At 63.9% G+C, this 13,751-nt stretch carries 5 protein-coding genes, 1 tRNA gene, 3 rRNA genes and 4 pseudogenes; 9 read left to right on the forward strand and 4 right to left on the reverse strand.

The window, feature by feature from the left end; genetic code table 11:
- Positions 1-47: 47 nt before the first annotated feature.
- Positions 48-121 (reverse strand) — tRNA-Arg (locus AFB00_RS19580).
- A 185-nt stretch (positions 122-306) separates the two neighbouring features.
- On the opposite strand from AFB00_RS19580, the gene AFB00_RS19585 reads away from it, so the two are divergent.
- On the forward strand, positions 307-1,101 hold the full coding sequence (locus AFB00_RS19585; RefSeq protein ID WP_197519594.1) for a PP2C family protein-serine/threonine phosphatase: 795 nt from the start codon (positions 307-309) through the stop codon (positions 1,099-1,101).
- A 9-nt stretch (positions 1,102-1,110) separates the two neighbouring features.
- On the opposite strand, the gene AFB00_RS19590 is transcribed toward AFB00_RS19585, so the two are convergent.
- Positions 1,111-1,737, reverse strand: coding sequence for a methyltransferase domain-containing protein (locus AFB00_RS19590; protein ID WP_068798438.1), 627 nt, complete (start codon positions 1,735-1,737; stop codon positions 1,111-1,113).
- 736 nt (positions 1,738-2,473) lie between these two features.
- Here AFB00_RS19590 and AFB00_RS19595 point away from each other — a divergent pair.
- From AFB00_RS19595 to AFB00_RS19625, 6 genes and pseudogenes are all read left to right on the forward strand, one after another.
- Positions 2,474-3,991: ribosomal RNA gene (locus AFB00_RS19595) — 16S ribosomal RNA — on the forward strand.
- Positions 3,992-4,294: 303 nt separating this feature from the next.
- A 23S ribosomal RNA gene (locus AFB00_RS19600) occupies positions 4,295-7,398 on the forward strand.
- 124 nt (positions 7,399-7,522) lie between these two features.
- A 5S ribosomal RNA gene (gene rrf / locus AFB00_RS19605) occupies positions 7,523-7,639 on the forward strand.
- Together the 16S, 23S and 5S rRNA genes form the textbook arrangement of a ribosomal RNA operon.
- A gap of 174 nt (positions 7,640-7,813) precedes the next feature.
- Positions 7,814-9,111 (forward strand): IS3 family transposase gene (locus AFB00_RS19615; RefSeq protein ID WP_145981319.1). Its coding sequence is split into 2 segments (ribosomal slippage): positions 7,814-8,087 and positions 8,087-9,111, totalling 1,299 coding nucleotides; the frame shifts between segments, so codons are not numbered across the junction.
- A gap of 43 nt (positions 9,112-9,154) precedes the next feature.
- A pseudogene (locus AFB00_RS19620) lies at positions 9,155-9,640 on the forward strand (transposase); the annotation flags it as partial.
- Between the two features lie 192 nt (positions 9,641-9,832).
- A pseudogene (locus tag AFB00_RS19625) lies at positions 9,833-11,040 on the forward strand (IS256 family transposase).
- Between the two features lie 130 nt (positions 11,041-11,170).
- Here AFB00_RS19625 and AFB00_RS36325 read toward each other — a convergent pair.
- Positions 11,171-11,440: pseudogene (locus AFB00_RS36325) on the reverse strand (integrase core domain-containing protein); the annotation flags it as partial.
- Here AFB00_RS36325 and AFB00_RS19630 point away from each other — a divergent pair.
- The gene (locus tag AFB00_RS19630) at positions 11,377-11,667 is read left to right on the forward strand and encodes a transposase (RefSeq protein ID WP_060710840.1); all 291 of its coding nucleotides are present in this window, start codon (positions 11,377-11,379) and stop codon (positions 11,665-11,667) included. The pseudogene AFB00_RS36325 and the gene AFB00_RS19630 overlap by 64 nt on opposite strands.
- Positions 11,664-12,572 (forward strand): IS3 family transposase, encoded by a 909-nt coding sequence (locus AFB00_RS19635; protein WP_060710839.1) that lies wholly within the window; start codon positions 11,664-11,666, stop codon positions 12,570-12,572. The genes AFB00_RS19630 and AFB00_RS19635 overlap by 4 nt, the downstream gene beginning before the upstream one ends.
- Positions 12,573-12,601: 29 nt before the next feature.
- Here AFB00_RS19635 and AFB00_RS19640 read toward each other — a convergent pair.
- Positions 12,602-13,731: pseudogene (locus AFB00_RS19640) on the reverse strand (IS3 family transposase); the annotation flags it as partial.
- Positions 13,732-13,751 lie beyond the last annotated feature (20 nt).

The following is a 13,751-nucleotide window of genomic DNA, read 5'->3' on the forward strand; positions in this document are numbered from 1 at the left end:
GAACGGTCCCCGAAGTGGGGAAGCGACGAGCGTCGCCGTCCGTGGCGTGCCCCCGGCAGGACTCGAACCTGCGACCTAGAGATTAGAAGGCTCTTGCTCTGTCCAGCTGAGCTACGAGGGCGTGACCGGGCGTTCCCGGACACCGGACACGGTAGCGACCCGCCGTGGGCGAGGGCCATCCGACACCGCTCGTGACCGCGAGGACGAGCGCGTCACGCACGTGGGTGGGCCATCCGTACGGCTGAAGCGGCGACACGACGGGGCTCGCCTGCAACGCTGACGGACCGTGACGTCCATACTGTGCGCATGGTTCTGGGACTGCGATCCGCGATCAAGTCGGATGTGGGTCGTCGCCGGACGTCGAACCAGGACTCCGGGGCGACGACGAGCCGTCTGTTGATCGTGGCCGACGGCATGGGCGGGCACGCCCACGGCGAGATCGCGAGTGCGACGACGGTGTCCGCGTTCACCGAGATGGAGGCCCGGCTGCCCGAGGACCTCGCCGACATCGACCTGGCCGCGGAACTGTTCTCCGCGCTGGAGGACGCGACGGAGCGGTTGTCCCGGCGCGCCGGGGAGGACCCGGAGACCCGGGGCATGGGGACGACCGTGGTGTCCCTCGTGCTCACCGGCGACCAGTTCGCGATGGCCCACATCGGCGACTCGCGGATCTACCGGCTCCGCGACGGCGAGTTCCTGCAGCTGACCCACGACCACACGATGGTCCAGCAGCTGGTCGACCAGGGGCAGATCACCCTGGAGGAGGCCGCCCACCACCCGCGTCGTTCGGTGCTGATGCGGGCGCTGAGCACCGACCACTCGCCGGATCCCGACCTCGACCGGATCGACCTTCTCGAGGGTGACCGGTTCCTGCTGTGCTCGGACGGGGTGACGGCCGTCCTCGACGACACGGTCATCGCCGACGAGCTCGCGTCCGGGACACCGGACACCGTCGTGGAACGGCTGGTCGACCTCGCCAACGCGGGCGGCGGACCGGACAACATCACCGCGATCGTGGCGGACGTCGTCGACGATGCCGAGCCGCAGGCACAGCCGATGCGCACGGCCGGTGCCGCGGACGGGATCGCCGCCTCCGGCTGAACCGTCCGGTCAGCGGCGGGCCACGAGCCGCCGCAGCCGCACCGTCCGGGCGGCGGTGCGGTGCCGTGCGATCTCCCGGCGTACCGGCTCCGGGAGGTCCGGCGGATAGACCCCCGCGGTGCACAGCTCGGAGACGTCCTGGCCGGGATCCCCGTCCCCACCGACGAGCGTGAAGTCGAGCCGGTCGTCGGCCAGTACCGCGAAGTCCGCCGACGACGCGAGCCACTCCGGGTGCTCGACGGCCGCGCGGTGCCGCCAGGCGGTCCGCACCTGTCGGGCGAGTGCCCGCGACCGCCAGCCGAACGCCGGCGCGGGGAGCAGGACCGACAGCAGGCCATGCGGGGCCAGTACCCGGCGGGCCTCGGCGAACAGTCCGTTCATGTCGGGCAGCCGGGGGAGGACGAGCGGGAGCACCACCCGATCCACCGTGCGCGGTCCGAGCGGCAGCGCGAGTGGTGAGGACGCCAGCCGGGCGAACGCGCCGTCGCCGGTCTCCAGCGCGACGCCGGTGGTGGTCACGGTCGCCCGGACCCTGCTCCCGGCACCAGGGGTCCGGCACCACAGGGCCGCGGTCGGGCCATCGGTGGCGCGGAGCCGGTGCAACACCGCGTCGAGGACGTCGCCGTCGGGGGACACGGGCCGAGTCTCGCGCAGCAGCCGTGCACTGCGGGAGCTGGCCCACGACGAACGGCCGAGCTCCGCCGGTGACCGTCGGTGCCCGCCGGGTTCCGCTGCGCCGCCGTCGCGCTGCTCCAGCAGCTACCGCTCGTCGCGAGCAAGATCCACGACGGGCGGTCGAAAAAAATCTTGAAATTTCTCGACGCCCAGGTGGCGTCGGGACGAACGGCGCCCCGCTTGCCGATCAGGCGTCCCGGAGCCGACTTCCCCTTGCGCGATCTTCGCTGGTCACGCAGGATCCAGGGAGGCCGACGAGAGGTGACCGTTCGTCGCACGGCGGGGAAGCTCCCCGCTGCGGCGCCGAGTGCCTCCCGGGACCGTCTGCGCAGGTCAGACCGGTTTCGGGACCCCGGTTTGACGTGTCCCGACCCGGTGCCGTAACTTTCTTCCTGTCAGCGAGTGAGCCGGACAGAACGGGCCTCAGAGTCCGGTCAACAGGCCCGCTGGCCACTACGACCCCCCGGTCGGCCCGAGAGTTTCTTGAGGGTTTACGGTTGTGGGGTCAAGGCGATCCGTCTTCTGGATCCTGCCCCTTGTCGGGGGTGTGGTGATGGTGGTGCGGGTGTCTTTTGAGAACTCAACAGTGTGTCGAGCTATATTATGGTTTGGCGTTTTTGTGCCAGATTGTTTGTTTGGTTGAATTCGGTGCGATCCCGTCGTGCCGGGTTTGCCGGTTGTTTGCAAGTCAGGGTTTTTGTTGGAGAGTTTGATCCTGGCTCAGGACGAACGCTGGCGGCGTGCTTAACACATGCAAGTCGAGCGGTAAGGCCCTTCGGGGTACACGAGCGGCGAACGGGTGAGTAACACGTGGGTGACCTGCCCTCCACTCTGGGATAAGCCCGGGAAACTGGGTCTAATACCGGATAGGACCTCTCAACGCATGTTGGGTGGTGGAAAGTTTTTTCGGTGGGGGATGGGCCCGCGGCCTATCAGCTTGTTGGTGGGGTGATGGCCTACCAAGGCGGTGACGGGTAGCCGGCCTGAGAGGGCGACCGGCCACACTGGGACTGAGACACGGCCCAGACTCCTACGGGAGGCAGCAGTGGGGAATATTGCGCAATGGGCGGAAGCCTGACGCAGCGACGCCGCGTGGGGGATGACGGCCTTCGGGTTGTAAACCTCTTTCGCCAGGGACGAAGCTTCGGTGACGGTACCTGGAGAAGAAGCACCGGCCAACTACGTGCCAGCAGCCGCGGTAACACGTAGGGTGCGAGCGTTGTCCGGAATTATTGGGCGTAAAGAGCTCGTAGGCGGTGTGTCGCGTCGGCCGTGAAAACTTGGGGCTTAACTCTGAGCGTGCGGTCGATACGGGCATCACTTGAGTTCGGCAGGGGAGACTGGAATTCCTGGTGTAGCGGTGAAATGCGCAGATATCAGGAGGAACACCGGTGGCGAAGGCGGGTCTCTGGGCCGATACTGACGCTGAGGAGCGAAAGCGTGGGGAGCGAACAGGATTAGATACCCTGGTAGTCCACGCCGTAAACGTTGGGCGCTAGGTGTGGGGACCATTCCACGGTTTCTGTGCCGCAGCTAACGCATTAAGCGCCCCGCCTGGGGAGTACGGCCGCAAGGCTAAAACTCAAAGGAATTGACGGGGGCCCGCACAAGCGGCGGAGCATGTGGATTAATTCGATGCAACGCGAAGAACCTTACCTGGGTTTGACATGCACAGGACCGCGGCAGAGATGTCGTTTCCCTTGTGGCCTGTGTGCAGGTGGTGCATGGCTGTCGTCAGCTCGTGTCGTGAGATGTTGGGTTAAGTCCCGCAACGAGCGCAACCCTTGTTCCATGTTGCCAGCACGTAATGGTGGGGACTCATGGGAGACTGCCGGGGTCAACTCGGAGGAAGGTGGGGATGACGTCAAGTCATCATGCCCCTTATGTCCAGGGCTTCACACATGCTACAATGGCTCATACAGAGGGCTGCGAGACCGTGAGGTGGAGCGAATCCCTTAAAGTGAGTCTCAGTTCGGATCGGGGTCTGCAACTCGACCCCGTGAAGTTGGAGTCGCTAGTAATCGCAGATCAGCAATGCTGCGGTGAATACGTTCCCGGGCCTTGTACACACCGCCCGTCACGTCACGAAAGTTGGTAACACCCGAAGCCGGCGGCCCAACCCTTGTGGAGGGAGTCGTCTAAGGTGGGACTGGCGATTGGGACGAAGTCGTAACAAGGTAGCCGTACCGGAAGGTGCGGCTGGATCACCTCCTTTCTAAGGAGTCCCACCATGTGGTGGGGCGCCAACTGTTTCTTCTGAGATGTGTTGGTTCCTTAACTGAAATCATGCTGTCGGCCCCGGATGTGGGTCGGGTGTGACTGGGTGGAACGCAATGGGCGTCAGGCTTGTGGTTCGACACACTGTTGGGTCCTGAGAAGACACCGCTGTTGGCGGGTGTTCTCTGGCCGCGTTGGTCGGGGGTTGTCCTAACGCCTTCCTTGGTGGGGGTGGTGGTTGCTTCTGGTCTTGTGTGGTTGTGGGTTGAGTGTTGCATAGTGGATGCGAGCATCTTGTTGTGGTCAAGTTGTTAAGAGCACATGGTGGATACCTAGGCATCAGGAGCCGATGAAGGACGTGGGAGACCGCGATAGTCCTCGGGGAGTTGTCAACCGAACTGTGATCCGAGGGTGTCCGAATGGGGAAACCCAGCACCCGTCATGGGGTGTTACCCGTACCTGAATTCATAGGGTGCGTGGAGGGAACGTGGGGAAGTGAAACATCTCAGTACCCACAGGAAGAGAAAACAATAGTGATTCCGTGAGTAGTGGCGAGCGAAAGCGGAAGAGGCTAAACCGTGTCCGTGTCAAGCCGGCAGGTGTTGCGGGTGCGGGGTTGTGAGGCGTGTCGTTCATCTTCTGCCGAGGGTGGGACAATTGATGACTGTGTTAGCGGAACGATTCTGGGATGGTCGGCCGTAGTGGGTGAGAGCCCCGTACGCGAAAATGCAGTTGTGGTTGTGGGCATTGTTCTCGAGTAGCAGCGAGCTCGTGGAATTTGCTGTGAATCTGGCGGGACCACCCGTCAAGCCTAAATACTACCTGATGACCGATAGCGGACTAGTACCGTGAGGGAAAGGTGAAAAGTACCCCGGGAGGGGAGTGAAATAGTACTTGAAACCGTGTGCTTACAAGCCGTCAGAGCCTGAAGTGGTCTTGTACTGCAGGGTGATGGCGTGCCTTTTGAAGAATGAGCCTGCGAGTTATGCTTCGTGGCGAGGTTAACCCGTTGTGGGGTAGCCGTAGCGAAAGCGAGTCCGAATAGGGCGGTGGAGTCGCGGGGTGTAGACCCGAAGCGGAGTGATCTACCCATGGCCAGGGTGAAGCGTCGGTAAGACGTCGTGGAGGCCCGAACCCACCAGGGTTGAAAACCTGGGGGATGAGCTGTGGGTAGGGGTGAAAGGCCAATCAAACTTCGTGATAGCTGGTTCTCCCCGAAATGCATTTAGGTGCAGCGTCGTGTGTTTCTCGCCGGAGGTAGAGCACTGGATGGCCTAGGGGGCCTACAAGCTTACTGAAGTCAGCCAAACTCCGAATGCCGGTGAGTGAGAGCGCGGCAGTGAGACTGCGGGGGATAAGCTTCGTGGTCGAGAGGGAAACAGCCCAGATCACCGGCTAAGGCCCCTAAGTGTGCGCTAAGTGGGAAAGGATGTGGGATCGCAGAGACAACCAGGAGGTTGGCTTAGAAGCAGCCACCCTTGAAAGAGTGCGTAATAGCTCACTGGTCAAGTGGTCCTGCGCCGACAATGTAGCGGGGCTCAAGCGCACCGCCGAAGCCGTGGCAATGACACTTGAGTGTGTTGTTGGGTAGGGGAGCGTCCTGCATCTGGTGAAGCCCGGGAGTGATTTACGGGTGGAGGGTGTGGGAGTGAGAATGCAGGCATGAGTAGCGAATGAAGAGTGAGAATCTCTTCCGCCGGATGACCAAGGGTTCCTGGGCCAGGTTGTTCCGCCCAGGGTGAGCCGGGACCTAAGGCGAGGCCGTCAGGCGTAGTCGATGGACAACGGGTTGATATTCCCGTGCTCGTGATAGTGCGTCCATGCTGAGGCCGGTGATGCTAACCATCCGAACCTACCTCGGTTCCTTCGGGAGCTGTGTTTGTGGGGGAGCGTGGGATCCGATCCGGTAGTAGGCAAGTGATGGGGTGACGCAGGAGGGTAGCTCCGCCACGCGGTGGTTGTCGTGGTGTAAGCCTGTAGCCTGGTCTTCTAGGTAAATCCGGAGGATCGTGAAGGGTGAGAGGTGACGCGTAGCCGATTGAGGCGAAGTGAGTGATCCCATGCTGTCGAGAAAAGCCTCTAGCGAGTGCTGTTGCGGCCCGTACCCCAAACCGACACAGGTGGTCAGGTAGAGAATACCGAGGCGATCGAGCGAACTGTGGTTAAGGAATTCGGCAAAATGCCCCCGTAACTTCGGGAGAAGGGGGGCCATCTGTCGTGAAGCCATGTGCTGGTGGAGCGGTGGGTGGTCGCAGAGACCAGGCCCAAGCGACTGTTTACTAAAAACACAGGTCCGTGCGAAGTCGCAAGACGATGTATACGGACTGACGCCTGCCCGGTGCTGGAACGTTAAGAGGACCTGTTAGTCCCTTCGGGGGCGAAGCGGAGAATTTAAGCGCCAGTAAACGGCGGTGGTAACTATAACCATCCTAAGGTAGCGAAATTCCTTGTCGGGTAAGTTCCGACCTGCACGAATGGCGTAACGACTTGGGCGCTGTCTCGACCACAGACTCGGCGAAATTGCATTACGAGTAAAGATGCTCGTTACGCGCGGCAGGACGGAAAGACCCCGGGACCTTTACTATAGCTTGGTATTGGTGCTCGGTTCGGCTTGTGTAGGATAGGTGGGAGACTGTGAAGCGTTCACGCTAGTGGGTGTGGAGTCGTTGTTGAAATACCACTCTGGTCGAATTGGGTGTCTTAACCTCGGGCCATGATCTGGTTCAGGGACAGTGCCTGGTGGGTAGTTTAACTGGGGCGGTTGCCTCCTAAAGAGTAACGGAGGCGCCCAAAGGTTCCCTCAGCCTGGTTGGCAATCAGGTGTTGAGTGTAAGTGCACAAGGGAGCTTGACTGTGAGACTGACGGGTCGAGCAGGGACGAAAGTCGGGACTAGTGATCCGGCACCTCCTGGTGGAAGGGGTGTCGCTCAACGGATAAAAGGTACCCCGGGGATAACAGGCTGATCTTGCCCAAGAGTCCATATCGACGGCATGGTTTGGCACCTCGATGTCGGCTCGTCGCATCCTGGGGCTGGAGTAGGTCCCAAGGGTTGGGCTGTTCGCCCATTAAAGCGGTACGCGAGCTGGGTTTAGAACGTCGTGAGACAGTTCGGTCCCTATCCGCCGCGCGCGTTGGAGACTTGAGGAAGGCTGTCCCTAGTACGAGAGGACCGGGACGGACGAACCTCTGGTGTGCCAGTTGTCCCGCCAGGGGCACGGCTGGTTGGCTATGTTCGGGAGGGATAACCGCTGAAGGCATCTAAGCGGGAAGCCTGTTCCAAGATGAGGTCTCCCACCACCTTGAGTGGGTAAGGCTCCCAGTAGATGACTGGGTTGATAGGCCGGAGATGGAAGCCTTGTGAGGGGTGGAGTTGACCGGTACTAATAGGCCGAGGGCTTGCCACAACATGTTGTTCGCATCCACTGTGTGACCCTGAGTCCACAACCATTGTTTGTGTGTTCACGGCTCCCACACCCTTGTTCGCGCTGTGCGCGTGTCGGGGGTGGTGGGGGATAAGTTGATAGTGTTGTCGGTGGTTATGGCGGTAGGGGAACGCCCGGTCCCATTCCGAACCCGGTAGCTAAGCCTTCCTGCGCCGATGGTACTGCACTCGTCAGGGTGTGGGAGAGTAGGTCGTCGCCGACATTCAACGTGTGATGCTGGGGGATGTTCCCGGAACCTGAAACAGGGTTCTGGGGGCATCCCCCAGTTTTTGTTTCTGGGTGTTTCGTGGCTGGTGTCGCGAGGGCCGGTCGGTGGTGGTGAACCGTCCCGGCTTCTCTGCCGCTCCGTTGTGAGCAGGCTGAGAGGATGGGTGTCGTGCCCAAGAAGATCGACCCAGCGGTTCGGAGCCAGGCTGTGCGTCTGGTGACCGAGCATCGTTCGGCGTACTCGACCGAGCGTGCCGTGCATGTCCAGGTCGCTGAGTCACTCGGGGTGTCGCGTGAGTCCGTGCGTCGCTGGGTGTCCCAGCACGACGTCGACACCGGCGTCGTAGCGGGCGTGACCAGCGATGACCGCGAGGAGCTGCGGCGGTTGCGGGCGGAGAACAAGCGCCTGCGCGAGGTCAACGAGGTCCTCAAGTCGGCGACGATTTTCTTCGTGGGGGAGCTCGACCCCCGAAACCGCTGATCGTCGCGTTCGTCGATCAGATGCGGGCTGCTGGTCATGCCGTCGAGTCGATCCTTGCTGCCCTCAACACCCTGGGGCTCACGATCGCGGCACGAACCTTGCGGGCCTGGTGCGCTCGGACCGGCACCAGGAACGGCGCCGCCGGCCGGGTCGCGGCCCGGACCGTCACCGACGCCCTGGTCGAAGACGCCGTCCGTGCGGCGGCGTTCACCACCAACCGCGCCGGCGAACCGGTGCTGGCCCCAGAGGGACTTTATGGGCGTCGCAAGATGCTGGCCCTGATCCGTCGAACGGTGCTGCCCGAGGCTGGGTTCGGAGCGGTCGACCGGGCGATGCGCTCGGTGGGGCTGGCCGGAGTGGTCCGCGGGAAACGGCCGCGCACGACCATCCCGGACTCGACCGCCCAGCGGGCCGCTGATCTGCTCGACCGCAACTTCACCGCCTCAGCACCCGACAGCAAGTGGGTCACCGACTTCACCTACGTGCGCACGTATCAGTCGTTCACCTACGTGGCGTTCATCGTGGACTGCTTCTCGCAGAAGATCGTGGGCTGGCACGCCGCGCTCACTCGTGACGTCGAGCTGGTGGACGTGCCGTTACGGATGGCGCTGTGGCGACGTGCCCACGAGGGCAAAGCCGTGGCCCGGGACCAGCTGATCTGCCATTCCGATGCCGGGTCGCAATATACGAGTCTGCGGTTCACCGAGCACCTGCACCTCGAGGGCATACAGCCCTCGGTCGGCAGCGTCGGCGACGCCTACGACAACGCCCTGATGGAGACCATCAACGGCCTCTACAAGGCCGAATGCATCCGCACCCGAGTCTTCCACGACGGCCCCTACCGCACGATCGCCGACGTCGAGTACGCCACCGCCAGCTGGGTCGAGTGGTACAACAACCGCCGACTGCACTCAAGTCTGGGCATGATCAGCCCCACCGAGTTCGAGGCAGCCCACTACGCTGACACAGAACCATCGGCCAGATGATCACTGGCCACCAAACCACCGGCAGTAAAGCCGGGACGGTTCATTCACCTACGTGGCGTTCATCGTGGACTGCTTCTCGCAGAAGATCGTGGGCTGGCACGCCGCGCTCACTCGTGACGTCGAGCTGGTGGACGTGCCGTTACGGATGGCGCTGTGGCGACGTGCCCACGAGGGCAAAGCCGTGGCCCGGGACCAGCTGATCTGCCATTCCGATGCCGGGTCGCAATATACGAGTCTGCGGTTCACCGAGCACCTGCACCTCGAGGGCATACAGCCCTCGGTCGGCAGCGTCGGCGACGCCTACGACAACGCCCTGATGGAGACCATCAACGGCCTCTACAAGGCCGAATGCATCCGCACCCGAGTCTTCCACGACGGCCCCTACCGCACGATCGCCGACGTCGAGTACGCCACCGCCAGCTGGGTCGAGTGGTACAACAACCGCCGACTGCACTCAAGTCTGGGCATGATCAGCCCCACCGAGTTCGAGGCAGCCCACTACGCTGACACAGAACCATCGGCCAGATGATCACTGGCCACCAAACCACCGGCAGTAAAGCCGGGGGGCCTGTGCAAGGAACGGTGGTTCCGGCCCGACACGCCGGGCTCGGGTCCGGTGGGATGGGCACTGTGAGTGATGACATCGGACCTTGTGGGTTCAGCCAAGGATGAGACGGGTTCAGGGCGTCAGCTCTCGCCCGAGCAGGCCGCCGCGGCGGCGATGGTGGCCGACGCGCGAGCACGCGGCCTGGAGCTGACCGGCCCGGATGGGCTGTTGAAGCTGTTCACCAAGAACGTTCTGGAGACTGCGCTCGGGGAGGAGATGACCGAGCACCTCGGGCATGCAAAGAACCGGGCCGACCCGGACCGGGAATCGACGAACAACCGGAACGGTCACCGGTCGAAGACGGTGATCTCCGATGCTGTCGGGGAGGTCGAGATCGAGGTGCCGAGAGACCGCGACTCGACGTTCGAACCCCAGATCGTTCGGAAACGGCAACGGCGGTTGGGGGATGTCGATGAGATCGTGTTGTCGCTGTACGCGAAGGGTTTGACGACCGGGGAGATCTCGGCGCATTTCTCGGAGATCTACGGGGCGTCGGTGTCGAAGGAGACCGTCTCACGGATCACCGACTCGGTGATCGCCGAGATGCAGGAATGGGTGTCGCGGCCACTCGATGCGGTGTACGTCGCGGTCTTCGTGGACGCGATCATGGTGAAGGTCCGCGACGGGCAGGTCGCCAACCGGCCCGTCTACGCGGCGATCGGGGTCACCGTCGACGGCCGCAAGGACGTGCTGGGCCTGTGGGCCGGCTCCGGTGGTGAGGGCGCGAAGTTCTGGCTGGGGGTGCTGACCGACCTGCGTAACCGCGGCATGCGGGACGTGTTCTTCCTGGTCTGCGACGGGTTGAAAGGCCTGCCCGAGGTGGTGGAGAACGTGTGGCCACAGACCATCGTGCAGACATGCATCGTGCACTTGATCAGGATCTCGTTCCGGTTGACGTCGCGGCGTGACACCGATGCGATCAAGCGAGGGATTCGGGCGATCTACACGGCCCCCACCGCCGACGCCGCTCTCGCTGCTCTCGATGACCTCGACGAAAAATGGGGTCGCACTTATCCGGCGATGATCCGGTTGTGGCGCAACGCCTGGACCGAGTTCGTTCCGTTCCTCGACTACGATGCCGAGATCCGTGCCGTGTTGTGTTCGACGAACGCGAATCACTCAACGCCCGCTACCGCCGAGCGGTACGGGCGCGAGGGCATTTCCCCAGCGAGGCGGCCGCGTTGAAATGCCTGTACCTTGTGACCCGCAGCCTCGACCCGACCGGGCGAGGCCGCGCACGGTGGACGATCCGATGGAAGCCGGTGATCAACGCCTTCGCGATCACGTTCGGTGACCGCTGGCCGTCCGCCGAGCACTACTGACCAACAACGCCGGAACCACCGTTCCTGTTACAGACCCAAGCCGGGACGGTTCATGGTGTGTCACCGGGCTGGTGTGGCCGGCTGTGTCCGGGGCGGGTGTCTGTGGGCCCATGTGTGGGGCCGTGTCCGATGGTTCTGTGTCAGCGTAGTGGGCTGCCTCGAACTCGGTGGGGCTGATCATGCCCAGACTTGAGTGCAGTCGGCGGTTGTTGTACCACTCGACCCAGCTGGCGGTGGCGTACTCGACGTCGGCGATCGTGCGGTAGGGGCCGTCGTGGAAGACTCGGGTGTGCGGTTCCCCCATGATCGGGGAGGCATCAGCTATAAGGGGTAGCGATGCCAGAGGTACGGAAGCGCTACGACCGGGAGTTCCGTGACGGAGCGGTCCGGGTCGTGGAGGAGACGGGCAAGCCGATCGCCCAGGTCGCCCGTGACCTGGGGGTCAACGAGGGCACGCTGGGCAACTGGGTGGCCCGTGCACGAGAGGCCCGCGAGGACACCGAGGGCCTGTCTCGCGGCGGCGTCGAGGAGCTCAAGCGGCTGCGCGCGGAGAACGCCGAGCTGCGGATGGAGCGTGATGTCCTCAAGCGATCCGTGGTCCTGTGGGTCAAGGAGGCGACGAAGTGAGCGTGGCCCGTTTCATCGCCGACCAGAGGACCTTCCACCGGGTGCCGCACACGCTGGCCTGCGCCCTGTTGGGGGTGTCGATCTCCTGGTTGTACAAGTGGCTCGACCGCGCCGCGCGTTCCGACGGTGGTGCCACCGCGACCGAGAAGCGCCGCTGCGCGTTGGACGCCGCCGTGGCCGTGGCGTTCGACGACGCCCAGCGGCTACACGGCTCACCCCGTCTGCACGCCGACCTGTGTGAGGCCGGATGGCGGGTGTCGGAGAAGACCGTGGCGGACTCGATGCGCCGCCAGGGCCTGGTCGCCCGCCGGATCAAGCGGCACAACGGGCTGACCCGCCAGGACCGCACGGCGCCGAAGTTCCCGGACCTGCTTCGTCGGGGTTTCACTGCGGCCGAGCCGAACCGCAGATGGGTCGGGGACATGACCGAGATCCCCACCGCGGCCGGGAAGTTGTATCTGGCCACGGTGATCGACCTGTACTCGCGGCGGCTGCTCGGCGCGGCCACGGGGCTGCACCCGAACGCCGAGCTGGCGTGTGCGGCGATCCGGATGGCGGTGGCGGCCCGCGGCGGGGCGGACCGAATCGCCGGGGTGATCTTCCACACCGACCGCGGGTCGACCTACACCGCGGGCGCGTTCACCGCTCTGTGTCGGCGGCTCGACATCCGTCAGTCGATGGGCCGGGTCGGGTCGTGTTTCGACAATGCCGCGGCGGAGGCGTTCTTCTCCAGCCTGGAGTGGGAAGTGCTGTCCCGCAACGACTTCGACACCATCAGTAGGGCGCGGGCGGCGGTCATCGACTGGTGTTACGGCTTCTACAACCACCGGCGGCGACACAGTGCCGCCGCCGGGCTCTCACCGATCAACTACGAGAACGCCGCCCTCACCCGAGACGCGGCATAAGAACCCTCCACGATCTCGGGGGAACCGCAGGTGCGGATGCATTCGGCCTTGTAGAGGCCGTTGATGGTCTCCATCAGGGCGTTGTCGTAGGCGTCGCCGACGCTGCCGACCGAGGGCTGTATGCCCTCGAGGTGCAGGTGCTCGGTGAACCGCAGACTCGTATATTGCGACCCGGCATCGGAATGGCAGATCAGCTGGTCCCGGGCCACGGCTTTGCCCTCGTGGGCACGTCGCCACAGCGCCATCCGTAACGGCACGTCCACCAGCTCGACGTCACGAGTGAGCGCGGCGTGCCAGCCCACGATCTTCTGCGAGAAGCAGTCCACGATGAACGCCACGTAGGTGAACGACTGATACGTGCGCACGTAGGTGAAGTCGGTGACCCACTTGCTGTCGGGTGCTGAGGCGGTGAAGTTGCGGTCGAGCAGATCAGCGGCCCGCTGGGCGGTCGAGTCCGGGATGGTCGTGCGCGGCCGTTTCCCGCGGACCACTCCGGCCAGCCCCACCGAGCGCATCGCCCGGTCGACCGCTCCGAACCCAGCCTCGGGCAGCACCGTTCGACGGATCAGGGCCAGCATCTTGCGACGCCCATAAAGTCCCTCTGGGGCCAGCACCGGTTCGCCGGCGCGGTTGGTGGTGAACGCCGCCGCACGGACGGCGTCTTCGACCAGGGCGTCGGTGACGGTCCGGGCCGCGACCCGGCCGGCGGCGCCGTTCCTGGTGCCGGTCCGAGCGCACCAGGCCCGCAAGGTTCGTGCCGCGATCGTGAGCCCCAGGGTGTTGAGGGCAGCAAGGATCGACTCGACGGCATGACCAGCAGCCCGCATCTGATCGACGAACGCGACGATCAGCGGTTTCGGGGGTCGAGCTCCCCCACGAAGAAAATCGTCGCCGACTTGAGGACCTCGTTGACCTCGCGCAGGCGCTTGTTCTCCGCCCGCAACCGCCGCAGCTCCTCGCGGTCATCGCTGGTCACGCCCGCTACGACGCCGGTGTCGACGTCGTGCTGGGACACCCAGCGACGCACGGACTCACGCGACACCCCGAGTGACTCAGCGACCTGGACATGCACGGCACGCTCGGTCGAGTACGCCGAACGATGCTCGGTCACCAGACGCACAGCCTGGCTCCGAACCGCTGGGTCGATCTTCTTGGGCACGACACCCATCCTCTCAGCCT

It is taken from the genome of Pseudonocardia sp. HH130630-07 (assembly GCF_001698125.1).
Taxonomy (GTDB): domain Bacteria; phylum Actinomycetota; class Actinomycetes; order Mycobacteriales; family Pseudonocardiaceae; genus Pseudonocardia.